The sequence below is a fragment of the Aeromonas sp. 75A genome (assembly GCF_051919425.1).
GTDB classification, from domain to species: domain Bacteria; phylum Pseudomonadota; class Gammaproteobacteria; order Enterobacterales; family Aeromonadaceae; genus Aeromonas; species Aeromonas veronii.
The window spans coordinates 4616049-4639281 of record NZ_JBQBES010000002.1; the positions used below are offsets into that span (position 1 = coordinate 4616049).

The window sequence follows — 23233 nt, forward strand, 5'->3', positions numbered from 1 at the left end:
GTTATATCGATTTAGTCACCAGTCAGGCTGTCCATGCCATCGCATCACGACAAGCACCCGTCACCAAAATAAATAGCCGCAGCCCGTAAAAGCGGCTGCCAATAAGAAAAGCGGTGACGAAAATTGTCGCATGTTGCAATTCCAGAGTTGTTATTAACGAACGACAACAAAAAGTAACATCGTTATCGGGGGATATATTGGAATGGCGACTCATCATAGATGAGCTCAAATTTCATTACAATCCGATTTAATATATCTGACGGCCATATTTAACCGGTTATTTCATCAGTTCTTGATCTCAATTAAGGCGCCCGAAAAGTGGGCCGCCGTCAACTGTCAGATCTGCCTCTCCTCTTCGCTGGCTGCGGGTTTCAAGATGGCGTTTGCTGCCCATCCATCGGCAATTTACGAGGTGATGATCCGGCTGTGGCAGCACTTCAGGCCACCGAAGATAAAGAGGGCCGACAGGCTCTGGAAGGCCATCAGCAGCCAGCTGGCGTTGTCGGCAAGCTCAACCGAGACGCACTGGTGAGTGAGGTAGACCAGCAGGGTGACCACCCCCAGCAGCAGGCAGTTGATCAAGGTGGTGGAGATAAACCCGATCAGCCAGGCACTGGAAATACTCAAGGCGGAAAATACGCTGCCCATGGCGAGCCGTGCAGCCATAAAACAGCCGAAAAAACCGAAGCCGAGCAGAAATATCATCTCGTCACGCCAAATATAGCAACCTATTCCCAGCAATATCGCCGCCAGATAGGTGCCAATATAGAAAATTCCGAATAAGCGACCAATTTCATGTTGCATCATTTATCCCCTGTTTTTGGGTAATAAAAGGGTGCCCGACTCGATAAATCCGAGTCGGGTTCCCTTATTTGTGCAGAACGTCCTTTTTTAGGGCGGGTCAGCCTTTGGCTGCGCTGCGCAATTTCGCCTTGAGCGCACTGTATTCAGTCTGGACGTACACTTCCGCCTCAGGCTGATTGTCGATGCGCTCGATCTTCACCGCGCAATACTTGTACTCCGGCGTGTGGGAGACGGGATCGACGTGCTCGATGGTGAGCTCGTTACAGGCCCCGATCCACCACTGGTAGGTCATGTAGACCACCCCGGCGTTGACCCGGTCGTTGTAGTTGGCCCGGGTGATCACCTTGCCACGGCGCGACGAGATCCAGACCAGCGCCTGATCCTTCACCCCGAGCTTTTTGGCATCGCTCGGGTGGATCTGCACATAGCCCGGCTCATCGGCCAGGGTTTGCAGCGCCGAGCAGTTGCCGGTCATGGAGCGGCAGGAGTAGTGACCCACCTCGCGCACGGTGGAGAGCACCAGCGGGTACTCCGCACAGGGCTGCTCCAGCGGCGGCCGCCACTCGGAGGCGATCAGCTGACCCTTGCCGCTCGGGGTGGTGAACACATTCCCCTCGAACAGAGTGCTGGTGCCCGGGTGATCCTCGGTCGGGCAAGGCCACTGCACGCTCTTGAGATCGGCCATCTTGTCGTAGCTGACCCCGGCGTAGAGCGGGCAGAGCGCACGCATCTCGTCCCAGATCTCTTCGGTGTTGTGGTACTCCATGGGATAACCCATGGCGGTCGCCATCAAAGAGAAGATGGCCCAGTCCGGTTTCACGTTCTCAGGAGGTGTCACCGCCTTGTAGAAGCGCTGGAAGCCGCGATCCGCCGAGCTGTAGACCCCTTCGTGCTCGCCCCAGCTGGTGGCGGGCAGAATGACGTCGGCCATCTCGGCAGTCTGGGTCATGAAGATATCCTGCACGATCACCAGCTCCATCCCCGCCAGAGTGCGGCGGAACTGACCCAAGTCAGCCTCGGTCTGGGCCGGATCTTCACCGAAGATGTAGAAGGCCTTGCACTTGCCCTCCTCCACCTTGTGGCCAAGCTCCGTCAGGCGATAGCCGGGCTTCTGAGAAAGCGACTCCACGCCCCACGCTTTGGCAAACTTGGCGCTGATGGCGGGATCGGCCACCGACTGATAACCCGGGAACTGATGCGGCAGCATCCCCATGTCACAGGTGCCCTGCACGTTGTTCTGACCACGCACCGGCCCGCAACCGGTGCCACGACGACCGAAGTTGCCGGTCAGCAGCGCCAGACCCGCCAGCCCCTTGACCACATCCACCGCCTGACCGTATTGGGTCACCCCCATGCCCCATAGGATCATGGATGCAGGCGACTCGGCATAGGTGCGAATGGCGGCGCGGATATCGGCAGCTTTCAGGCCGGTGATCCCCTCGACATATTCCGGGGTGTACTTGGCCACCGTCGCCTTGAAGGTCTCGAACCCTTCGGTGTAGTTGGCGACGAACGCCTTGTTGTAAAGCCCTTCATTGATCAACACGTTGGCGAAGGCGTTAACCAGCGCCATGTTGGAACCGTTTTTGAGCGGCAGCCACTGATCGGCGATGCGGGCGGTCTCCACCATGCGGGGATCACACACAATCACCTTGGCCCCGTTTGCCTTCGCCTTGAGGATATGGCGAGCGACGATGGGGTGAGAGTCAGCAGCGTTGTAACCAAACACCAGCAGGCACTTGGTCTCTTGAATTTCGGGAATGGCGTTGCTCATGGCGCCGTTGCCTACAGTTGTCTCCAGACCGGAGACTGAGGGTGCGTGTCACACCCTCGCGCAGTGGTCGACGTTGTTCGTCCCAATCACCGCACGGGCAAATTTCTGCATCACATAGTTGGCTTCATTGCCGGGGCCACGGGCAGAGCCGGTGGTCATGATGGCGTCCGGGCCATATTTCGCCTTGATGGCAGCCAGACGGCTGCTGGCGAACTCGATGGCTTCGTCCCAGGAGACCGCCTCGAACTTGCCACCGCGCTCGCGGCGGATCATCGGGCTCTTGAGACGGGGGGTCAGCAGGTTGGTGTCGTTCAAAAAATCCCAACCGTAATAGCCCTTGAGGCAGAGCTGCCCCTCGTTGGTCCGGCCGTTGGCGCCTTCGGCCCCCACCACCTTGTCGTTTTCAACCAGCAGGTTGATTTTGCAACCGGTGCCGCAATAGGGGCACACGGTAATGACTTTTTTCATGACTCACACTCTTGTTTGTTAACGAAAAACGGCTCGGCAAGCCCGCTCACACCCGCGCCGGCATCGCCAGCAGTGCCTCGGCACTGGCCAGCTGCTTCTGCCGGTTCAGGGTTTCAAGATGCTCCGGCGTGACCAGCCGCAGCGCCTGGGTCGGACACACCTCGACACAGGCCGGGCCCGCCTCGCGGTGACGGCAGAGATCGCACTTGAGCGCCTGCGCCTTGGTCTGCGGACGCTTGAAGAGCGAATCGGCAGCGGGTGCCACCTCTTTGAGCACCACCGCCATGGCGCCGTAAGGACAGGCCACCACGCAGGACTTGCAGCCGATGCAGCGCTCCTGCAACACCTTGACGCAGCCATCCTCGCTGACGATGGCATTGTTCGGGCAGGCCATGGCGCACGGCTTGTCTTCACACTGGCGACAGAGCACCGGCGTGGTCACCTTGCTGCCCACGATCACCTTCAGGCGCGGCTGAAAGTAGCTGTCCCTGGAGACCAGATGTCCATCCTCGATGGCAAGATGCAGGCCGCCCTCCCGCTCAAGGGTCCCGCTGCAAGACCCTGACTGGTGTGAAACGGCGCAGGCCACCTCACAGGTACGACACCCAATACAGAGACTGGGATCTGCAATCACGAAGCTGTTCATAGAGAGGGATCCTAAATGGTTCGTTACACCGGGCCGCCCGCCGACAGGCAAAGAGGCGGCCAGCCCCCACAAAGCATTTATCAGACCAAAACGGGACAAGGGTGCGATAAAAATTCACAACCATCTGAAAATAAAGGAGTAATCAGAAAGAGAAGCGCGCTGATTGCCACCTCTGACGAGGGTGACGACGGGGTGGGAAGTGTGATCGACACGACAAAAGTGACGAGCTCGACACCGGCTGACAAAGGCTATCACCCTGCCCTTTCAGCTCAAGCGAACAAACAACAACCAATCAATGACTAATTTGTTGATCTTGGACAGATTATGCGCCGATTGCCCTTTTTACCCCCTACCCGATTGGATAGCATGCTCCAGTTGGCAACCTGTCTGTTGAGGGCGTTTCCATGAAGACAAGCGAGACGACTGCACAGATTAAAAGCAGCCGACTAGGGGCTGGAACTTAAGGAGGATTGGTAGCTTAATTTAGCAGCAAGCAGTATTGCTAAATTGGCATCTTCTCGTTGAGCTCTAAATTAGAATCTCCGTATTACTACAGGAACAATACTCCCACAATAATTATCTAATAAAAATTGAATTAAGCGTTGTGGGTTTTATCATGAAAACATTCATTAGGAAATACATGAAATATGAGTACCACACTTCAAATTAACGGGCTTGACCCACTTGACCTTCTTACACGGGCTCATGGGCAAGACAATAATTCAGTTATATCAACAGTTCTTGACCAAGCCCGTAAAGGTACTGTTAGCAATATACTTAAAAGTTACACTGGATATTTTGATGTTTTTAGCGAACCAATTCAGAATGCTTTAGATGCGTGTGAAAAAAAATCTAGAATAAAACAAAATTACCAGCCCAAAATATGGATAACCATAGATATCAGAGATAAGATAATTAGAATCGTCGACAATGGCTGTGGGATGGATTTAGAGCAATTTTGTTATTGTTTCACTCCCAATGTATCCTTCAAAAAAGGGGAGCAACTGCGAGGAAACAAAGGGGTGGGTGCAACTTACATAGCTTATGGATTTAATTACGTAAAGCTTCAAACCAAACAAAATAGAACTAGTTTATCTGGAATAATTCAGAATTGCAGAAGCTGGGTAAATGATAAAACCAATAACCAACCAAGACCAAAATTCTCAGAGTCAAAATTTGATGCTGCTGAGTTAGAAGATGAAGAATCTGGTACTTGTGTCGAGATTAGATTATCAGGTATGAATGGGGAAAAACCAAAAAATCTTACCTACTATGGCACTAGAAATGCCAATAATTGGTATGAAGTTTTACGTATTGTAACTCCTCTTGGTGGAATATACCTTGATTCTGATAGCAAGATAAAGCCTCTAGTAGAAGTTACTGTTCATGATGAATCAGGGAATACCACAAAGAGAGATAGCCAAAACTGTGAGTTTTATTACCCTCATGAAATACCAGGATTAAAGACTCAAGATCTTAAGTCACTTTTATTGGAAATATCAAAACAGACTGGAGACCCTGCTGATATCAAAAAGAAAATAAAGCCTGAGTATAAAAACCTAGATTGTTTATATGATATTTTTGAACCTGAAAAAATAATATCAATGAACACTAGGGGACTATTTACAGAAGATGATATAATTTTAATAAGAGAATATAAAATATATGCATATTGTGCTCACATGAGTCAAACAAAAACATTCGATAAATTTAATGAAACACTTGGCTTAAGATCTAATGCACAAATAATGAAAGGCGGGCTTTTAATTGCTTCAGACACAATGCCTCAAGGCGATCTTTATGTTATACCACTTAAACGATATATAGGTTACCAACGAAATACGTTCGTAATTACCCACTTGCGTGATGGAAATCCAGATTTAGGTAGGAAAATTTTTCAGCCAGAAATAAAAACAATATGTGAAAAGATATCTGTCTTGCTAACTAACAATATGATTGACTATCGCTGGGCAATTAAAGCTGATAGTGGCTCAATACCTACTCTCTCACCATCAAATGAGCTATGGCAATGGAAAATCGAGCAAATAAATCACCGTTCAAACAATCCTTTCATATATTTTGATACGTCTAAAAACCTTTCACTAGTATCCATCCCCAGAGAAGAGCAGGATGTACTAGCTCTTTATCATCAACTACTAGGTGCAGGTGTAATAAAGGGCATAAAATTCTTTGGTTCAACACATCATGACCGCTATGATGCATTAATTTTAACTGATTATGAAGATGCTCATATTTACTCACAAGATAATCCAATGGGCGTCCGTGATGACATTGTTAATGGTGCAGAGTCAGAACCAAAAGTCTTGGAGTTTAAAAAAACCTTTGATAGTTTGATTGATGATTTTGAAAATGAATCAAAATTTGAAAATCAGATTGATTTTGTTGTCTGCTGGGATATTGAAGATAAATACAGCAGAAAATACCACCTCAAATCCCTTCTTCTCGATGGCGAAGGTAATGTGAGGCAATTTTATGGATCAACGCATCAAGCTTTTACAGCAGGAAATGATTCGCCAATATTTGAAATATGTATACTGAAGGACTTTTTAGAGTATTATAGAGACAATGACAAATTACTAGCTCAGCATAGAACAACATACTATAACTAAATATAATGTTTTTTGTGGCTATCTTTAACGATAGCCACTTTTTATTTAAAAAAAGAGAAATTAAAAGCCACACATCCTTTTTATTGATGCTGTATGAAATAGTTTGCCCCCCTACATATATCCGCTCTCGTTTTACTTTATCGTGATTACCGTTATGACGGCCGCGTTACTTTCCCGTAATTCTTTTCCTCTTACACATCAAAAAGGACTCTATCGCACCCCACCCAAACCTTTACTCTCTGCACTATCCATTTATTAGCCAACACCTTATCGTCTGTTTTTCAGTTACCTGGATAAAATTACAACCAAAAAAATATGCAGAAAAAACACACAGTTGCCTACGTCATAACGTTCTAATTCAATCGCCGGATAATTAATTCTCTTACTCAAATTGAACTTTTGATTATTTATAACTGAGCATAGTCCCGCAGAGTGTGTGTCATTATAAGCTTAATGACAGATGAACAGACTGTGTTTCATGACAAGCAGATCACTATTCCGTTAGCGCCCTTTCCCATCGCAATCCATTAATTCTCTCCCGATTAAATATCACGATTTTCCTGATAGGTCGGGCAGCTGTGCGTTGGCAAACGTGTAAACATCAAACTGACAAGATGAACTCATGAACTGTGATAAACAACAAGCCACTCCCGGCGTTATGCTGGCGGCGATTGGCGTAGTCTATGGCGATATCGGCACCAGCCCGCTCTATACCTTGCGCGAGTGCCTGTCAGGTCAATTCGGATTCGGCGTCGAGCCGGCCTCCATTCTCGGCTTTCTCTCGCTGATCTTCTGGCTGCTGATCCTGGTGGTGTCGGTCAAGTACCTCTCCTTTGTAATGCGGGCCGACAACTCTGGCGAGGGTGGCATTCTCACCCTGATGTCGCTGGCAACCCGCAACGCCTCCACCCGCTGGACGCCGCTGCTGATCATCCTCGGCCTGATTGGTGGCAGCTTCTTCTATGGCGAGGTGGTGATCACCCCGGCGATGTCGGTGATGTCGGCCATCGAGGGTCTGAGCATTCTCACCCCCGCCCTCGACCCCTATATCGTCACCCTTTCGGTGCTGGTGCTGACCCTGCTGTTCGCCATCCAGAAACATGGCACCGCCATGGTGGGCAAGCTGTTTGCCCCCATCATGCTGATCTGGTTTATGACGCTGGCCGTGCTGGGGCTGCGCGGCATCATCCATAACCCCGAGGTGCTGGGTGCGCTTAACCCCATATGGGCGGTGCGTTTCTTTATCCAGTACCAGACCACCTCCTTCTTTGCCCTCGGCGCCGTGGTGCTGGCCATCACCGGGGTAGAGGCGCTCTACGCGGATATGGGCCACTTTGGCAAGAATCCCATTCGCCTCGCCTGGTTTATCGTGGTGCTGCCGTCGCTGGTGCTCAACTACTTCGGTCAGGGTGCGCTGCTGCTGAGCAATCCCGCCGCCATTGCCAACCCCTTCTTCCTGCTCGCCCCGAAATGGGCGCTGGTACCGCTGCTGCTGCTGGCAACCATGGCGACGGTGATCGCCTCGCAGGCGGTGATCTCCGGGGTCTTTTCGCTGACCCGGCAGGCGGTGCGGCTCGGTTATCTCTCCCCCATTCGCATCGTTCACACCTCCGAGCAGGAGTCCGGCCAGATCTATATTCCGGTCATCAACTGGATGCTCTATATCTCGGTGGTGATCGTCATCATGAGTTTCGAGCACTCCAGCAATCTGGCGGCGGCCTACGGCATCGCGGTGACCGGTACCATGGTGCTCACCTCCATTCTCTCCTGCTCGGTAGCCAAGAACAGCTGGCACTGGAACAAGTATCTGGTGGCCATCCTGTTTGCCGCGCTGCTCTGTATCGACGTGCCGCTGTTTGCCGCCAACCTCGCCAAGATCTTCTCCGGCGGCTGGCTGCCGCTCACCCTGGGTGCGGTGATGTTCACCGTGATGACCAGCTGGAAGAGCGAGCGTTTCCAGCTTATTCGCCGCCTGAACGAGCACGGCAACTCCCTTGAGCCGATGATCGCCTCGCTGGAGAAATCCCCGCCGACCCGGGTGGCCGGCACCGCCGTCTATATGTCGCGGGTGGTCAATGTGATCCCCCATGCGCTGCTGCACAACCTCAAGCACAACAAGGTGCTGCACGAGCGGATCATCCTGCTCACCCTGCGGGTGGAAGAGGTGCCCTACGTCCACAATGTACGCCGGGTCTGCATCGAGCAGCTTTCCCCCACCTTCTGGCGGGTGGTGGCAAGCTACGGCTGGCGCGAGACCCCGAACGTGGAGGAGATCTTCCACCGCTGCAACGCCGAGGGGCTGAGCTGCCGGATGATGGAGACCTCGTTCTTTATGGCCCACGAGTCGCTCATCATGAAAGACCGCCCCTGGTATCTCTATCTGCGCGGCAAGCTCTTTATGCTGCTGCAGCGCAACGCCCTGCGCGCGCCGGATCAGTTCGAGATCCCGCCCAACCGGGTCATCGAGCTGGGATCCCAGGTGGATATCTGATGGCGGGTTGATGGCCTCTTAAAGGCATAGAAAAAATCAGCAAATAGAGAGGGAGGCATTGGCCTCCCTCTCTTGTTTCCGTTAACCCCGATTACCGCCCCCTCATCCCCAGCCCTTCTCCCGCAAGGGGAGAAGGGAGCAAACCAGTGCAGTTGATTGTGAAACAGTTTGTAGGAAACCTGATGCGCGTTCACCAATTGCAAGGCATTGAAATGACGATGTAAACAGCCCCTCATGGCCCGCAGCAGTGCAGAGGTAACGCAGACAAAGCTTGCAGAGCCGAGCAATGAGCTCGAGTACAGCGGGCGGGAGCCGGGCATTGCTCCAGATAGTGATTAGCATTGATAATGGTCATAGGCTTCGCGTGTGTTGATTGTGTTTAGCGATAAAATCAGATCACCATCGAAGCCTTTTTTACATCTATTTCAATTGGTTGCCGCTAAATATCCGGTACATGAAGCCATGATAGGGATTCTGGGTGTGGCAGTTGTTTGGTTTTACTATCACAGCTCGCTGACTATCACTTCACCAGACTGCGCAACCAGCTGATCTCCTCGCCCCAGATGGACTCGTCAATGGTCTCGAGGATCAGCGGAATGCGATCGAAGCGCTCATCATTCATGATGTGGTGGAATACTGCCTCTCCCAGATTGCCCTCCCGCAAGCTGTGGTGGCGATCGACACGGCTACCGAAGGTGCACTTGGCGCCGTTGATATGCATCCCCTTGAGATAATGAAAACCCACCGTGCGGTCGAACTCGGCAAAGACGGCAGCGCAGCTCTCGGCGGTGCGCAAATCGTAGCCGGCGGCAAAGGCGTGGCAGGTATCGAAACAGATCCCGACCCGGCTCTTGTCCTCCACTCCCTCGATGATGGTGGCAAGGTGCTCGAACGACCAGCCGAGGTTGGTCCCCTGCCCTGCGGTATTCTCAATCACCGCCGTCACCCCTTCACTGCGCTCCAACGCCCAGTTGATGGACTCGCTCACCAACTTGAGGCTGGCCGCCTCAGGGATCTGCTTGAGATGGCTGCCGGGGTGAAAATTGAGGTAACACAGCCCCAGTTGCTCGCAACGCTTCATCTCGTCGAGAAACGCATCGCGGGATTTGGCCAGACCATCGGGATCCGGGTGGCCCAGATTGATGAGATAGCTGTCGTGGGGCAGGATCTGCTCCGGCAGAAAACCGGCCTTGTCACAAGCCGCCTTGAAGGCACGGATGGTGGCATCCGACAAGGGGGCCGCCTGCCACTGACGTTGATTCTTGGTAAAGAGGGCAAACGCGTTGGCCCCGATGGCCTGGGCGCGGGCGATGGTATTCTCCACCCCGCCGGCCGCACTGACGTGGGCTCCGATATATTTCATACAATCTCCTCAATACGGCAAGCCGCCATTATGCCGATCCAGCCCGGCCACGCCAAACCGGGATATCCGATAGCGGGTATCGACAAATAGCGCCGCCTTGGCAAAGCGGCTGCGTTTCATGGCGCAATCGGCCTGCTCTGTAGCAACCTCTCCCCAGAAGTGATAGTTAGAGCCCGTCCACGCCAGCATGGCGCCCATAAAAAAACGCAGCGTATCGCCTGAGCAATAACGCTGCATCTTTGGGTCTCTCGGCCGTCCCCCTTGCCGTGGCCCGAATGGCCAGCGACAAGGGAGCAAGAATGCGCGGGGAGAGTCGCCTTAGAAGGGCATTTTAAAACCTGGCGGCAGTTGCATGCCACCGGTCAGTTCGCCCATCTTGGTCTTGTTCTGCTCTTCCACACGACGCACGGCATCGTTGCACGCCGCGGCGACCAGATCTTCCAGCAGCTCCTTGTCATCTTCCATCAGGGAGGGGTCGATCTCGATGCGACGGACGCTGTGGCTACCGGTCATGGTAACCTTGACCATGCCAGCACCGGCTTCACCGGTCACTTCCATCTGAGCCAGCTGCTCCTGAGCTTTCTGCATACGCTCTTGCATCTGTTGGGCCTGTTTCATCAGGTTCCCCATTCCACCTTTACCAAACATATGTCGTCTCTCGTCTTGAAATCCGGCATCCAGCGCCGGGCTGTGGGCTTGTCTGTCCTAGATGGGGACAGCCAAACTGCTTTTCAACCGGAAGCGAGCTCCCGGCCACGGAATTTAGCGGTTGAGGGGCTCGATGCTCTCGTGATGGAGCACGGCACCAAACCGCTGAACTAAAAACTGCACGTTGGGATCCAGCTCCAGATCCCGGGTCACCTGCTCGCGCACCCCGAGATAGAGGCGGTGTTCGATCTCGAGGGGGGTCTCCTGGTCAGGCACCACACCGAGCGTCACCTCAACCTGCACCGGTTGACCTAGCGCCGGCCCGATGATCTCGGCCAGATCGGCGCGCGCCTTGTCGCTCACCAGATGGCGCTGCTCGGGCTTGAGGGTTAGCAGTACCTTGTCCCCTTCCCGCGTCATCACCGAGTTGATGGCCAACTGGCGCAGCCGACCACCCACCTGAGTGTGGGCGATCAACTCGGCCCAAGGGTCGCCGCAACCATTGAGCAGCGAAGAGGGAATAAGGCGGGTCGCCTCTCCCTCTTGCGGCTCGCTGTCGCTCTCGAGCTCATCCCAGTCGATGGTCTCCATCACCGGCTGAACGGGCTCATCCTGCGTCACAGGGGTAGCAGCCACCGCCGTGGTGGCAACGGGTGGCAGGGTCGCTGGGGCGGGCGTCACCGCAGGCGCCGCAGCACTGCGCTCACCGGGTCGATAGCTCGGCTGCCCGTCGAGATCCCAAGGTGGCAGATCGGTTGGCTGGGCCGGTGCCGTAACGGGAGCGTGGCTCATCACCGGAGTCTGCCCGGCAAAGCCCTGATTGAGGTACTCTTCGTAATCGCCGTTGTCACCCTGCGGTTCGTAACCGTCGCCATAGAGATCCACTGGCGGCAGCTCATCATAGTGCCCCATCGTCGCCATCCCCTGCCCGGCCGGTTGGCTGACCGGAGCTGGCTGTTGGGTGACGACCGGTGCAGCGGCGGGCGCTACAGGTTTAGCTGGCGCAACCGGTACTGCGCGCGGCGCAGGCGCCGCCGGGGCATCCTGACCTCGCTGGCGGCTGCGCAACATGTTTCGCTTGCCAAGCAGGCTTTGCATGCTCGATACCGCTGATACCGGTTCAGCAGCGGCAACAGGCGTTGCTGTCGCTTCGAGCGCGGGCTCGAAGGGGGCGGTCAGCGGCTCGCCACGGGAATAGTCGGTATCGGCTGCGGCAGACGCTCGCTCATCCGCATCTGCTGGCTGTGCAGCTGAGTGCGCTGGCGCATCGGGCTGCGCATGGGTCAACGCGGGCTCGGGTTGATACCCCATGCCTACGGCTTCACGCAGCAGCTCATCCTGCTGGCTGAACAGCTCGGCGGCTTGCGCCTCCTCCTCGCTGTCGGCGGGGTTGCCGATATCATCCGTCATCGCAGGCAGGGAGACATCAACCGCGGGCACGGCACTGGTAGCAACAGAACTGGCTAGCGGTGCAGGCACGGCGCCGCTGATCGGTGCCACTGCGGCCGATTCAGCGGCCGGGCGCTTTCCCGGCAAGGCGCCAACCAGCGTGGTGCTGCTCGCCGCACTGCTCGTCATTGACGGGGGCAGCGCGGTGAGGCTGGCCGGATGCAGGGCATCACGCCTTGGCGAGAAGGCGAGCATCCGCAGGCAGGTCATCTCCAGCGCGGTGCGGCCATCGGGGGCCCAAGGCAGATCTTTACGGCCACCCAGCACGATCTGGTAGCAGAGCTGCACCTCTTCCGGGCTCATCGCCTTGGCCAGTTGCAGCAGGGAATCGGCATCCGCCCCCTGCTCCTGCACACTGGCAGGCAGCAGCTGCGCCATGGCGATGCGATGGAGCAAGCCTTCCAGCTCGGCGTGGAGCTGATCAAAATCGGGGCCCAGGGTGGCGATCTCGGTGATCTTGGCCATGGTCGCGGGGGCATCTTGCCGCAAAATGGCTTCCAGCAGCTGGTGCAGATGGCGGTGATCGAGCGTGCCCAGCATCGCCAACACGCTGTCGAGGCGCACGCTGCCATTGCCGTGGGCCAGCGCCTGATCGGTCAGGCTCAGGGCATCGCGCATACTGCCGTCAGCGGCTTTGGCCAGTGCCAGCAGGGCGCGCGGCTCGAAGGGCTGCCCCTCCTGATCCAGCACCCATTCGAGCTGCTTGGCGATCTGGGTCTGATCCAGACTCTTCAGATGAAACTGCAGACAGCGCGAGAGGATGGTAATGGGCAGCTTCTGCGGATCCGTGGTGGCCAGCAGAAACTTCACATAGGGAGGCGGCTCTTCCAGGGTTTTCAGCAGCGCGTTGAAGCTGTGGCGCGACAACATGTGCACTTCATCGATGAGGTAGACCTTGAAGCGGCCACGGGCCGGGCGGTACTGCACGTTGTCGAGCAGCTCGCGGGTATCTTCCACCTTGGTGCGGGACGCCGCGTCAATCTCCAGCAAGTCGACAAAGTTGCCCTGATCGATCTCGCGGCAGGTATCACAAACGCCACACGGGTGGCTGCTGATCCCCTGCTCGCAGTTGAGGCTCTTGGCCAGAATACGGGCGATGGTGGTCTTGCCGACCCCGCGGGTACCGCTCAGCAGATAGGCGTGATGCAGCCGTCCCTGATCCAGGGCGTTGGTCAAGGCGGTCAGCACATGTTGCTGGCCTACCACTTGTTCAAACGTATGGGGGCGCCATTTACGCGCCAGAACCTGATAGCTCATAAATCCATCATGCAGGGAAGACAGGGCATTGAGGCCGGATGCTAACACAAATGGCGGGCTGGCTGTATCGGCTATCGGTCAGAGCGGGAGGGATCGCTTGATTTTCAAACCGATGCCCGCACGGGCACCGGTTCAATGCAGGCCCGATGCAGAGGATCGGGCCGAAGAGGCATTACTCGCCGGCCAGCTCGACCAGTGAGACCACCTTGATGCCAGCGGCAGTCAGGCGGGCATCGCCACCCAGAGACGGCAGGGAGATGATGAAGGCCGCATCGGCAACTTCACCACCGGCACGGCGGATCAGCTTGACGGTCGCATCAACGGTACCGCCGGTCGCCAGCAAATCGTCCACGACCAGCACCTTGTCACCGGGTACGATGGCATCGGTGTGCAGTTGCAGGGTGTCAGTACCGTACTCGAGGGCATAGGACTCCTCGATCACTTCGCGCGGCAGCTTGCCCGGCTTGCGGACCGGCACGAAGCCCAGCCCCATGGCATAGGCAACCGGCGCGCCAAAGATGAAGCCGCGAGCTTCGGTGCCAACAATCTTGGTGATCCCTTGATCACGATAATGATTGGCCAGCAGATCGATGGTGGCCTTGAAGGCCTCGGCGTTCTCAATCAGGCTGGTGATGTCACGAAACAGAATGCCCGGCTTCGGATAGTCGGGAATGGTCTTGATGCTTGCTTCGATAAATTTCAGGGTTTCCGGATTCATGTGTTGACCGCTTATTTTTTTGACCCAGGGGTGGCCATTTTTTCTCAATTCCCTTCTGCGGGAAATAAAAAAGCCTGTCACGCAAAAATGACAGGCCGACTCCATAGCATTATTGCTGCAATAGCTTAGGGACTTCACTTCACCATTGCAACTGGCTCCAGCACCGGCAGACGCATTAACCAGGTGAGCAGGATCACCATTATGATAACCAGCAACCCCTTGACCCACAGCAGTGGCACCACCGCCAGCGACACCGAGAAGGTGAGCAGAATGAAGATAATGGCGCGCCGTCTGGCCTGGCGACGAATGCCGCGATACTGCTGCCAATCGACGATGGGAGGACCGAACCAAGGATGGGTCAGCAACCAGCGATGAAAACGGGGCGACGAGCGGGCAAACAGGGCGGCAGCCAGCAACATGAAGGGGGTAGTCGGCAAGAGCGGCAGCACAATGCCCACGATACCGGTGGCAAATGCCAGCCACCCGAGCGCCATCAGACACCAACGCTTCATTCCTGCTCCTTGTATGATTTATCTCCCTCTAGCCTAACAGAGTTTGAGCGGGTGCTGACAGCAGGCCGCAACCCCACTACAATCTGCGCTCTTTTTTCTCCCCACTCTCGTCGGAAAACCGTTATGCGCGTTATTTTGGCCCCCATGCAGGGGGTACTGGATCACCTGATGCGGGAGGTCCTCACCTCCATCAATGATTACGATCTCTGCGTGAGCGAGTTTATCCGGGTCGTCGATCAGCTGCTGCCCGCCAAGGTGTTCTACCGCCTCTGCCCTGAACTGCTGCAAGATGGCAAGACCCGTGCAGGCACCCCGGTACGGGTGCAACTGCTGGGGCAACACCCAGAGTGGCTGGCCGAGAACGCCGTGCGCGCCATCGAGCTCGGCTCCCCCGGCGTCGATCTCAACTTCGGCTGCCCCGCCCCCACGGTCAACAAGAGCAAGGGCGGCGCGGTGCTGCTCAAAGAGCCCGAGACCATCTACCGCATCGTCAAGGCGGTGCGCGACGCAGTGCCCGCCCATCTGCCGGTGAGCGCCAAAATTCGCCTCGGTTACGATGACAAGGATCTCTATCTGGAGAACGCCCAGGCGGTCTTCCAGGGGGGCGCCAACGAACTGGCCGTCCACGCCCGCACCAAGCGCGAAGGGTACAAGGCCCCCGCCCACTGGGAGTATGTGGACGCCATCCGCCGCACCCTGCCCATCCCCGTCACCGCCAACGGCGAGATTTGGGATCATAAAGATGCCCTCGCCTGCGCTAGGGTCTCGGGTTGCGATGCCCTGATGGTCGGGCGCGGCGCCATCTGCCTGCCCAATCTGGCCAACGTGATGAAAACCGGCTGCCCCCACATGAGCTGGGCCGAGGTACTGCAGTTGATGGTGAGCTACACCGAGCAGGATCTGGCCAGCGAAAAAGCTGACTATTACCCCAGCCGCATCAAACAGTGGTTCAGCTATCTCAAGCGGGAATATCCCGAAGCGGACCAGCTGTTTCAGGAGATCCGGGTGCTCAAAGAGACGGCTCCCATCCGCGATGCCCTGTTGCAAGCAGCCAAAAGCCACGGCTAACCACGTTTAACTTGACGCATATCATCTTGATAGAGTTATCGGATCCCTATACTGCCCCGAATCTGTCGTCTGTCCTGTGGGGGATAATGTGTGTGAAATGACGCAAGCACAGTTGACTGTCTGGCGTAATCGCCTGCTGTCAGACTGGGCCCAAGTACGAGAAACGCTGATCGGTCAGCTCAAAGCCTGCCGCCGTGACGAGTGGGCCGAACAGGTCGGTCACTGCGAGCAGGATCAACTGGTGGAACTGACCAGCCGGCTGGATCTGCCGAAGGTTGAGCAGAGCGTGGCCCGCCTCAAGCGGATCGATGCGGCACTCTGCCAGATGGATCTCGGCCTCTATGGCCTCTGCTCCGATTGTGAAGAGCCGCTTTCCATCGAACAGCTGGAACAGGATCCGACCCTGCAACGCTGCCCGTGCTGCGAAGCCCGCTATCGCAAGGGATTCCACGCCCACGAACTGTGAGGGATGCGCATCTGTGCATCCGCTCAACCCTCAGCACTGGTTACTCCGTCGTTCCTGTCCAATACTCACCGTATCAGCCTGTTCGAGGGTATGCGTTGTGTACAGACTCTTGTTGTTATGGTGTTTGTGTTGCCAGGCTACGGCACAAGAGTCATTGGTCGTGGGCTGGGTCGACTGGCAGCCCTTCAGTTATCGCAATGAACAGCAACAGCTCCGCGGACTGGATGTGGAGCTGCTCAACGCCATCTTCCTGCGGGCCGGTTATCAGGCCAAATTCAGTGAAATGCCCTGGGCTCGCGTGTTGCACGAGCTGAAATTCGGCACGGTTCAACTGGCCATGTCAGCCAATATCACCGCCGAGCGGCAGCAATATGCCCGCTTCAGCCACCCCTATCGGGAAGAGGAGACGGCCATCGTCATCCGTCGGCAAGATGCCGAACGCTGGCGCGGGATCACCACCCTGGAGCAGTTGATCAACACCCCTGACTTCCATATCGGGGTGCTCAAGGGCTTTGATTACGGCAATACCTTCCGCCAGTTGATGGCAAGGCCCGAGCTGCAGCCCCGTTTGCAGATGCGCCTGCGGCTGGATCAGTTGCTGAAGATGTTGCAAGGGGGTCGGATCCAGGGGTTTATTCTGGACCCCCACGGACTGCAGGAGTGGCAGGGTAAGGATGGCGTGCAGGACAAGCTGTATATTCTGCTGCATATCGAACAGACACCGGTTCACCTGATGCTGAGCAAAGAGAGCACCACAGAAGCGCAACTGCAGCGGATCAATCAGGCTATCGATCAATTGAAACAGAGTCCAGACTATCAGCAGATCCTCGATCGCTACCAGTTCAGATCCCTGCATTCACAGGAAAACACTCATAAGTAAGGGGAGCATATGCTCCCCTTGCAGTCTCAAGCAAACCCAATCCTGTCTCAAACAGCTCTGGTTGCAACTTGCCAGGACGTTTTGGTCACCGATAACGTGATGGTTAAACCTAGCTATCAGCGTCCCAGCACAATGTCGGCAAGGTGGGTGAAGTGGTGGATTTCGTGGGTGGCATCGCACTCGCCCGCTTGCCGCGCCGGGTTGTACCAGCAGGTTGCCAGCCCCTGCGCCGCCGCCCCGGCAATATCGGTTTTCGGATTATCCCCCACCATCAGCACCCGCGCAGGATCCGGCTGCCCCATCAGGGAGAGGGTGTGCTGGAAAATAGCTGGCGCCGGCTTGGTCACCCGAATTTCGTCGGAGATCACCAGCGGCTCGAACCACTCGCTCCAGCCCAGTTTGCCGAGCCGCCCCCGCTGGGGCACGCTGAAACCATTGGTGATGATCCCCATCCGCACCTTGTTGCGCAGCTGCTGCAGAGTCTCGACCACCCCTTCAAGAGGCATGCTAAGGGCAATGATCTGCTCCAGAAAGGTGTTGTTCATCGCCATGGGATCGGCGGCGACCTGCTGGGCAAAGAGGGAGAAGCGGGTCTGCTGCAACGCCGTTGCATCGATCTCGCCGTCGTTGTACTGCTGCCAGAGCCCGTGGTTGAGGGCGTGGTACTGCGCCATGCTGGCGTCATCAGCCTGTACGCCATAGATCTGCAGGGTGTGCGTCAGCGCGGAGGCGACCGGAAAATCGAGCAGGGTTTCATCCAAATCGAACAGCACCCAGTCATAGCTTGGTTGTTTCACAGAACTCCTTGTTATCATTCAGATTGTTCAGAGGTTTGGCGACCAACTCTGCCAAGCGGGCTGGCCAGCAGATCTAGCGTGAGACGCACGCCAAAGCCTGTCACTTCGCTGGAGACCACCCCATTGCCCCCCTTGTTGCGAAAACCGCTCAGGTCGAAGTGCAGCCAGGGGGTCTGCTCGGGCACGAAGTGGGCGAGGAAACGGGCCGCATCGATGTGATCCGGCGAACTGCCCGGCGCACACTGCAACAAATCGGCCCACTCGCTCTCGATATTGTCGTCGTAATCGTCATCAAGCGGGAAGGGCCAGATCCGCTCACCGCTGCGCTGACCCAGATTGACCAGTGATGCCATCCATTCGCTGCGATTGGTAAAGACGCCGCTGTAGCGGCTACCCAGCGCCCGTTTGCAGGCCCCGGTCAGGGTTGCGTAATCGAGCAGCAGATCCGGGGTATCCTGCACCGCCATCGCCAAGGTATCGGCCAATACCATTCGCCCTTCGGCATCGGTATCGACCACCTCGATGGAGGTGCCATTGATGGCAGTCACCACCTCGCCAGGACGATAGGCGTGAGGGCCGATATGGTTCTCGGCAATGGCCAGCCAGCAGTGTACCTCGTAGGGTAGCTGAGCCCGGCTGATGGCGTAGAGGGCCCCCAGCGCCACCGCGCTGCCCCCCATGTCCAGATGCATGCCATACATGCTGCCGGAGACCTTGAGGTTGTAACCGCCAGAGTCGTGGCAGATCCCCTTGCCCACCAACGCAATGCGGCGCACCGGCTTGGGTGGATAGTAGCTGAGCTTGACCATGGCCCCCTGATTGTCTTCCGAGCCACGAGCAACGGCCAGAAACGCCCCCGCCCCCAACTCGGCCAGCTGCGCCTGATCATAGTGATGGCACTGCCACCCCTCATCTTGCGCCAGCTTGCTGACAAACTCGCGATAGCTGGCGGCCGTCAGCTCGGAGGCAGGTAACACCGCCAGATGGCGAGCCAGCCCGTTGCCCCCCGCTTCGCTGTAAAGGCGTGCCAAGTCCAGCACCACCGCGGGTGAAACCTTGATCTGCTGATAGCTCCAGCTGCTTTCACTGCGGCGCTTGCTGGTGGGCAACGAAATATTGGCGGCAAGCAGGGCCGACAACATCACTTCGGCCAGCATCACTCGCTCGGAGGGGGAAAAACCTTCCAGATGCAGCCCGAGCCGCTCCACATTGAGCCCAGAAAGAGGAGCAATCCAGCCTCTGATCTGTTTATAGAGGCGGTGATCCCGCGTCACACTGCCGGTCACAAACATCACCTGCAACATGGTATTGCCATGCATCAGGGTAAAGGGCGCTTTTTTCCCCAGCGCAAGCTGGGTCTGGAGACCCGCAAGGGCGGGCAGCGAAAGCAAGGACTCCTTCTGCTCTTCGGCGATCAGCAGCAGTTGCAACGGCAGCCCTTGGGCAAGGGCTTCGGCCAGCGTAGCATCCCGGCTTTCAATAGCAGGAGGAAGATAGGTGAAGGAAGTGATCACAGGCGCGTGCCTCATCCATGAAGAGATACCTGATGATACCCAACAAATGGTTGATACGACCAGTTTTGGTCTTGAAAAAGCGTCAGAAATAGCAGCAATCACCAGATGGTGACGAGCATCAAGAAGGATTGTTCAATGATTGGCAATGCAGGAAGGGAACGTACAGAAAGTTGGTTGCGGGGGCCGGATTTGAACCGACGACCTTCGGGTTATGAGCCCGACGAGCTACCGAGCTGCTCCACCCCGCGTCCGAATTGTCACCCCAAGCCGAGCAGTAGCTTGGTAGCGTTTGTCTGCTTTCGACTGTTTATACAATCACAAGCTGACGAAAGAGTTGGTTGCGGGGGCCGGATTTGAACCGACGACCTTCGGGTTATGAGCCCGACGAGCTACCGAGCTGCTCCACCCCGCGTCCGAATTGTCACCCCCAAGCCGAGCAGTAGCTTGGTGGCGTTTGTCTGCCTTCGACTGTTTACACAATCGCAGGCTGACGAAAATTTGGTTGCGGGGGCCGGATTTGAACCGACGACCTTCGGGTTATGAGCCCGACGAGCTACCGAGCTGCTCCACCCCGCGTCCGAATTGTCACCCTCAAGCCGAGCAGTAGCTTGATGGCGTTTGTCTGCTTTCGACTGTTTATACAATCGCAAGCTGACGAAAGAGTTGGTTGCGGGGGCCGGATTTGAACCGACGACCTTCGGGTTATGAGCCCGACGAGCTACCGAGCTGCTCCACCCCGCGTCCGAATTGTCACCCTCAAGCCGAGCAGTAGCTTGATGGTGTTTGTCTGCTTTCGACTGTTTATACAATCGCAAGCTGACGAAAAGTTGGTTGCGGGGGCCGGATTTGAACCGACGACCTTCGGGTTATGAGCCCGACGAGCTACCGAGCTGCTCCACCCCGCGTCCGAATTGTCACCCTCAAGCCGATCAGTAGCTTGGTGGCGTTTGTCTGCTTTCGACTGTTTACACAATCGCAAGCTGACGAAAGAGTTGGTTGCGGGGGCCGGATTTGAACCGACGACCTTCGGGTTATGAGCCCGACGAGCTACCGAGCTGCTCCACCCCGCGTCCGAATTGTCACCCTCAAGCCGATCAGTAGCTTGGTGGCGTTTGTCTGCTTTCGACTGTTTACACAATCGCAAGCTGACGAAAGAGTTGGTTGCGGGGGCCGGATTTGAACCGACGACCTTCGGGTTATGAGCCCGACGAGCTACCGAGCTGCTCCACCCCGCGTCCGAATTGTCTCGAAGTGGCTGAGCAGTAGCCAGTTCGATTTCTCCTTTCCCATCAACCGGTTACACCGGTTTGACTGGTCAGGATATCAGATGGTTGCGGGGGCCAGATTTGAACTGACGACCTTCGGGTTATGAGCCCGACGAGCTACCGGGCTGCTCCACCCCGCGTCTGAGGTCGCCAATAATAGGCGCCAGCGCACAGATTGCAAGTAAATATCTCAAAAAAAGTTTATTCGTAGATTAATCGGACAAATAGTGCGGTCATTAGCAGCATCATGCTGTTTTTTCAGGCAATCGAGACCTTGCCAGGCATCCGGCACTACACTCAATAAGGTGAACACTCCTCATTTTGGGTAGGTAGAATATGCGCATCTCCGCCGGTCACTGCCGTCAGTTGGGGGCTACGCCCGACAGTCACGGCGTCAACTTTGCGATCTGGGCACGCCTCGCCAGCCGGGTCGAACTGCTGCTCTTCGCAAGCGCAGACGATGCGACCCCCGAGGTGATCCCCCTATCCCCGCGCCTTAACCGCACCGCCTACTACTGGCATATCCATGTGGAGGGGATCTCGGTCGGGCAGCGTTACGCCTATCGCATTCAGGGCCCGTGGCGCCCATATGGCGGCACCCGCTTCGATTCCGAGAAGGTGTTGCTCGACCCTTACGGCCGCAGCATCGAGCTTGGCGCCAATTACGATCGATGGGCGGCGGCCCGTCCAGGCAGCAATCTGGCTTGTTGCGCCAAGAACAAGGTGGTCGATACTCGCCACTACGACTGGGAAGGAGACAAACTGCCCGCTCACTCCCTCTCCCGCTCGGTGATCTACGAATTGCATCTGGGGGGCTTTACCAAGTCCCCGAGCTCCGGAGTCGATCCGGCGCTGCGTGGCACCTATCTCGGATTGATTGAGAAGATCCCCTATCTGCAATCTCTCGGCGTCACCGCCGTCGAGCTGCTGCCGGTGTTCCAGTTCGATCCTCAGGATGCGCCCAAAGGACTCTCCAACTACTGGGGTTACAGCCCCATGTCCTTTTTCGCCCCCCACGCCCAGTACGCCTGCGGCGATGATCCGCTGACCGAATTTCGCGACATGGTCAAGGCGCTGCACAAGGCCAATATCGAGGTGATCCTGGACGTGGTTTACAACCACACCGCCGAAGGGGGTGATGATGGCCCCACCTTCTCGTTTCGCGGCATCGACAACGAGGCCTACTACATCCTCGACAACAACCAGAAGGACACCAACTATTCGGGCTGCGGCAACACCTTCAACGGCGCTCATCCGGTGGTGCTGCGGATGATCATGGACAGCCTCCACTTCTGGCGTCAGGAGATGCACGTCGATGGCTTCCGCTTCGATTTGGCCGCCATTCTGTCACGGGATGAATCGGGTCAACCGCAGGCCAATGCCCCCACTCTACGCACCATAGATACGGACCCAAACATCGCCGACATCAAGCTGATTGCCGAAGCCTGGGACGCGGGGGGGCTCTATCAGGTGGGGTCACTGGCCGGCGCCCGCTGGCGTGAGTGGAACGGCCAGTTCCGGGATGATGTGCGCCGCTTTCTGCGCGGGGATGACAACAGCGTCACCGCCTTTGTCGAGCGGCTCTGCGGCAGCCCCGACATCTACCACTATCACCACGCCGATCCCGAGAAAAGCATCAACTTCGTTACCTGCCACGACGGTTTTACCCTGTGGGACTGGGCCAGTTACAACAGCAAGCACAACGAGGCCAACGGGGAGGAGAACCGTGACGGCTGCGATCACAACTTCAGCTGGAACCACGGCCACGAAGGGGTGACGGAAGATCCCCAGATCAACGCCCTGCGGATGCGCCAGGCCAAAAACATGATGGTAGCGACCCTACTCTCGGTGGGCTCCCCCATGCTGCTGATGGGAGACGAGCTGCTGCGCACCCAGCGGGGCAACAACAACGGCTACTGTCAGGACAATGCTACCTGCTGGATGAACTGGCTGCCCAATGCCCGCAGTCAGGAGATGTTCCGCTTTATGAAGGAGCTGATCCAATACCGCAAACACCTGTTCCAGCGCCCGGAGCAGGAGAGCATGCCGCTGTCGCTCACCGAGATCCTGCGCCACAGCGAGATCTGCTGGCACGGAGTCAACGCCGGGCAACCGGATTTCAGCCCCCACTCCCACGCCATCGCCATGTCGGCGCTGTCGAGCGAGACCAAGCTGGCGCTCTATGTGCTGTTCAACGCCTACTGGGAGCCCCTCACCTTCAACCTGCCGAGCCCGCCCAAGGGGGTCGGCGGCTACTGGCGGCGGATCCTCGATACCGCCCTCCCCTCGCCGCAAGATATCTGCACCTTCGGCATGCCGCTGGAGGGATTGACCCGCGAATATCTGGCCCAGCCGCGCAGCAGTTGCCTCTTTATCTGCGGGGCCGACGATTTCTATTGATCGATTGCTGTGAATTGATAGCAGCGATACCTGCAAGCCAGATATGCAAAAGCCCCGAGTGTTGGCTCGGGGCTTTCTCTTTT

Annotated in this window: 19 protein-coding genes, 8 tRNA genes and 1 pseudogene; 8 read left to right on the top strand and 20 right to left on the bottom strand. The window is 56.4% G+C overall.

Annotation, left to right across the window (positions count from 1 at the left end):
• Nucleotides 1-405 precede the first annotated feature (405 nt).
• The 3 genes from ACTG2T_RS21465 to ACTG2T_RS21475 form a co-directional block, all read right to left on the bottom strand.
• Nucleotides 406-705 (bottom strand): hypothetical protein, encoded by a 300-nt coding sequence (locus ACTG2T_RS21465; RefSeq protein WP_330124354.1) that lies wholly within the window; start codon nt 703-705, stop codon nt 406-408.
• A 196-nt stretch (nt 706-901) separates the two neighbouring features.
• Nucleotides 902-3046 carry a formate dehydrogenase subunit alpha gene (fdhF, locus tag ACTG2T_RS21470; protein ID WP_184233535.1) on the bottom strand — a complete coding sequence of 715 codons (2145 nt, stop codon included), beginning with the start codon at nt 3044-3046 and terminating at the stop codon, nt 902-904.
• Nucleotides 3047-3092: 46 nt separating this feature from the next.
• Complete coding sequence (locus ACTG2T_RS21475; RefSeq protein ID WP_005333302.1) at nt 3093-3692, bottom strand: 4Fe-4S dicluster domain-containing protein; 600 nt, start codon at nt 3690-3692, stop codon at nt 3093-3095.
• Nucleotides 3693-3707: 15 nt separating this feature from the next.
• On the opposite strand from ACTG2T_RS21475, the gene ACTG2T_RS21480 reads away from it, so the two are divergent.
• The 3 genes from ACTG2T_RS21480 (at nt 3708) to kup (ending at nt 8813) form a co-directional block, all read left to right on the top strand.
• On the top strand, nt 3708-3995 hold the full coding sequence (locus ACTG2T_RS21480; RefSeq protein ID WP_330124355.1) for a hypothetical protein: 288 nt from the start codon (nt 3708-3710) through the stop codon (nt 3993-3995).
• 344 nt (nt 3996-4339) lie between these two features.
• The gene (locus ACTG2T_RS21485; RefSeq protein WP_330124356.1) at nt 4340-6322 is read left to right on the top strand and encodes a hypothetical protein; all 1983 of its coding nucleotides are present in this window, start codon (nt 4340-4342) and stop codon (nt 6320-6322) included.
• A 622-nt stretch (nt 6323-6944) separates the two neighbouring features.
• Nucleotides 6945-8813, top strand: a complete 1869-nt coding sequence (kup, locus tag ACTG2T_RS21490) for a low affinity potassium transporter Kup (protein ID WP_330124357.1) — start codon at nt 6945-6947, stop codon at nt 8811-8813.
• Between the two features lie 149 nt (nt 8814-8962).
• Here the strand turns inward: kup and ACTG2T_RS21495 are convergent.
• The 7 genes and pseudogenes from ACTG2T_RS21495 to ACTG2T_RS21525 all read right to left on the bottom strand — a co-directional run.
• A pseudogene (locus tag ACTG2T_RS21495) lies at nt 8963-9168 on the bottom strand (IS4 family transposase); the annotation flags it as partial.
• 165 nt (nt 9169-9333) lie between these two features.
• The gene (gene nfo, locus ACTG2T_RS21500) at nt 9334-10176 is read right to left on the bottom strand and encodes a deoxyribonuclease IV (RefSeq protein WP_127005489.1); all 843 of its coding nucleotides are present in this window, start codon (nt 10174-10176) and stop codon (nt 9334-9336) included.
• Between the two features lie 9 nt (nt 10177-10185).
• Complete coding sequence (locus ACTG2T_RS21505; RefSeq protein ID WP_139399241.1) at nt 10186-10413, bottom strand: hypothetical protein; 228 nt, start codon at nt 10411-10413, stop codon at nt 10186-10188.
• A gap of 81 nt (nt 10414-10494) precedes the next feature.
• Complete coding sequence (locus ACTG2T_RS21510) at nt 10495-10824, bottom strand: YbaB/EbfC family nucleoid-associated protein (RefSeq protein WP_033113565.1); 330 nt, start codon at nt 10822-10824, stop codon at nt 10495-10497.
• Between the two features lie 114 nt (nt 10825-10938).
• The gene (dnaX, locus tag ACTG2T_RS21515) at nt 10939-13530 is read right to left on the bottom strand and encodes a DNA polymerase III subunit gamma/tau (protein ID WP_330124358.1); all 2592 of its coding nucleotides are present in this window, start codon (nt 13528-13530) and stop codon (nt 10939-10941) included.
• A 172-nt stretch (nt 13531-13702) separates the two neighbouring features.
• A complete protein-coding gene (apt, locus tag ACTG2T_RS21520; protein WP_005352403.1) occupies nt 13703-14248 on the bottom strand; it encodes an adenine phosphoribosyltransferase in 546 nt (181 codons plus the stop codon).
• Between the two features lie 134 nt (nt 14249-14382).
• Nucleotides 14383-14760 carry a YbaN family protein gene (locus tag ACTG2T_RS21525; protein WP_064335934.1) on the bottom strand — a complete coding sequence of 126 codons (378 nt, stop codon included), beginning with the start codon at nt 14758-14760 and terminating at the stop codon, nt 14383-14385.
• Nucleotides 14761-14883: 123 nt separating this feature from the next.
• Between ACTG2T_RS21525 and dusC the strand changes: the two genes are divergently transcribed.
• The 3 genes from dusC to ACTG2T_RS21540 all read left to right on the top strand — a co-directional run bounded on the left by dusC (nt 14884) and on the right by ACTG2T_RS21540 (nt 17174).
• A complete protein-coding gene (dusC, locus tag ACTG2T_RS21530; protein ID WP_330124359.1) occupies nt 14884-15828 on the top strand; it encodes a tRNA dihydrouridine(16) synthase DusC in 945 nt (314 codons plus the stop codon).
• Nucleotides 15829-15925: 97 nt separating this feature from the next.
• A complete protein-coding gene (locus ACTG2T_RS21535; protein WP_204479421.1) occupies nt 15926-16294 on the top strand; it encodes a TraR/DksA family transcriptional regulator in 369 nt (122 codons plus the stop codon).
• 160 nt (nt 16295-16454) lie between these two features.
• Nucleotides 16455-17174 (top strand): substrate-binding periplasmic protein, encoded by a 720-nt coding sequence (locus ACTG2T_RS21540; RefSeq protein WP_019445806.1) that lies wholly within the window; start codon nt 16455-16457, stop codon nt 17172-17174.
• Between the two features lie 116 nt (nt 17175-17290).
• Here ACTG2T_RS21540 and yjjG read toward each other — a convergent pair whose 3' ends face one another.
• Together yjjG and ACTG2T_RS21550 are read right to left on the bottom strand one after the other, a co-directional pair.
• Nucleotides 17291-17971, bottom strand: coding sequence for a pyrimidine 5'-nucleotidase (gene yjjG, locus ACTG2T_RS21545; RefSeq protein WP_330124360.1), 681 nt, complete (start codon nt 17969-17971; stop codon nt 17291-17293).
• Between the two features lie 14 nt (nt 17972-17985).
• Nucleotides 17986-19485, bottom strand: coding sequence for a M17 family metallopeptidase (locus ACTG2T_RS21550; protein WP_330124361.1), 1500 nt, complete (start codon nt 19483-19485; stop codon nt 17986-17988).
• On the opposite strand from ACTG2T_RS21550, the gene ACTG2T_RS21555 reads away from it, so the two are divergent.
• Entirely contained in the window at nt 19469-19597 is a 129-nt protein-coding gene (locus ACTG2T_RS21555; protein WP_265339925.1) for a hypothetical protein, read from the top strand. The two genes, ACTG2T_RS21550 and ACTG2T_RS21555, sit on opposite strands and share 17 nt — an antisense overlap.
• A gap of 59 nt (nt 19598-19656) precedes the next feature.
• On the opposite strand, the gene ACTG2T_RS21560 is transcribed toward ACTG2T_RS21555, so the two are convergent.
• The 8 genes from ACTG2T_RS21560 to ACTG2T_RS21595 all read right to left on the bottom strand — a co-directional run bounded on the left by ACTG2T_RS21560 (nt 19657) and on the right by ACTG2T_RS21595 (nt 20890).
• A tRNA-Met gene (locus tag ACTG2T_RS21560) sits at nt 19657-19733 on the bottom strand.
• Between the two features lie 87 nt (nt 19734-19820).
• Nucleotides 19821-19897: transfer RNA gene (locus tag ACTG2T_RS21565), tRNA-Met, on the bottom strand.
• An 87-nt stretch (nt 19898-19984) separates the two neighbouring features.
• Nucleotides 19985-20061: transfer RNA gene (locus tag ACTG2T_RS21570), tRNA-Met, on the bottom strand.
• An 88-nt stretch (nt 20062-20149) separates the two neighbouring features.
• A tRNA-Met gene (locus ACTG2T_RS21575) sits at nt 20150-20226 on the bottom strand.
• 87 nt (nt 20227-20313) lie between these two features.
• Nucleotides 20314-20390, bottom strand: a tRNA-Met gene (locus tag ACTG2T_RS21580).
• 88 nt (nt 20391-20478) lie between these two features.
• Nucleotides 20479-20555: transfer RNA gene (locus tag ACTG2T_RS21585), tRNA-Met, on the bottom strand.
• Between the two features lie 88 nt (nt 20556-20643).
• A tRNA-Met gene (locus tag ACTG2T_RS21590) sits at nt 20644-20720 on the bottom strand.
• 93 nt (nt 20721-20813) lie between these two features.
• Nucleotides 20814-20890: transfer RNA gene (locus ACTG2T_RS21595), tRNA-Met, on the bottom strand.
• Between the two features lie 196 nt (nt 20891-21086).
• Here ACTG2T_RS21595 and glgX point away from each other — a divergent pair.
• Nucleotides 21087-23150, top strand: a complete 2064-nt coding sequence (gene glgX / locus ACTG2T_RS21600; RefSeq protein WP_330124374.1) for a glycogen debranching protein GlgX — start codon at nt 21087-21089, stop codon at nt 23148-23150.
• Nucleotides 23151-23233: the final 83 nt, after the last annotated feature.

Coding starts and splice junctions, on each gene's coding strand:
- ACTG2T_RS21465 (WP_330124354.1), bottom strand. CDS start 705: ATGATATTTCTGCTCGGCTTCGGTTTTTTCGGCTGTTTTATGGCTGCA.
- ACTG2T_RS21475 (WP_005333302.1), bottom strand. CDS start 3,692: ATGAACAGCTTCGTGATTGCAGATCCCAGTCTCTGTATTGGGTGTCGT.
- ACTG2T_RS21480 (WP_330124355.1), top strand. CDS start 3,708: ATGGTTCGTTACACCGGGCCGCCCGCCGACAGGCAAAGAGGCGGCCAG.
- ACTG2T_RS21485 (WP_330124356.1), top strand. CDS start 4,340: ATGAGTACCACACTTCAAATTAACGGGCTTGACCCACTTGACCTTCTT.
- kup (WP_330124357.1), top strand. CDS start 6,945: ATGAACTGTGATAAACAACAAGCCACTCCCGGCGTTATGCTGGCGGCG.
- nfo (WP_127005489.1), bottom strand. CDS start 10,176: ATGAAATATATCGGAGCCCACGTCAGTGCGGCCGGCGGGGTGGAGAAT.
- ACTG2T_RS21505 (WP_139399241.1), bottom strand. CDS start 10,413: ATGCAGCGTTATTGCTCAGGCGATACGCTGCGTTTTTTTATGGGCGCC.
- ACTG2T_RS21510 (WP_033113565.1), bottom strand. CDS start 10,824: ATGTTTGGTAAAGGTGGAATGGGGAACCTGATGAAACAGGCCCAACAG.
- dnaX (WP_330124358.1), bottom strand. CDS start 13,530: ATGAGCTATCAGGTTCTGGCGCGTAAATGGCGCCCCCATACGTTTGAA.
- apt (WP_005352403.1), bottom strand. CDS start 14,248: ATGAATCCGGAAACCCTGAAATTTATCGAAGCAAGCATCAAGACCATT.
- ACTG2T_RS21525 (WP_064335934.1), bottom strand. CDS start 14,760: ATGAAGCGTTGGTGTCTGATGGCGCTCGGGTGGCTGGCATTTGCCACC.
- dusC (WP_330124359.1), top strand. CDS start 14,884: ATGCGCGTTATTTTGGCCCCCATGCAGGGGGTACTGGATCACCTGATG.
- ACTG2T_RS21535 (WP_204479421.1), top strand. CDS start 15,926: ATGACGCAAGCACAGTTGACTGTCTGGCGTAATCGCCTGCTGTCAGAC.
- glgX (WP_330124374.1), top strand. CDS start 21,087: ATGCGCATCTCCGCCGGTCACTGCCGTCAGTTGGGGGCTACGCCCGAC.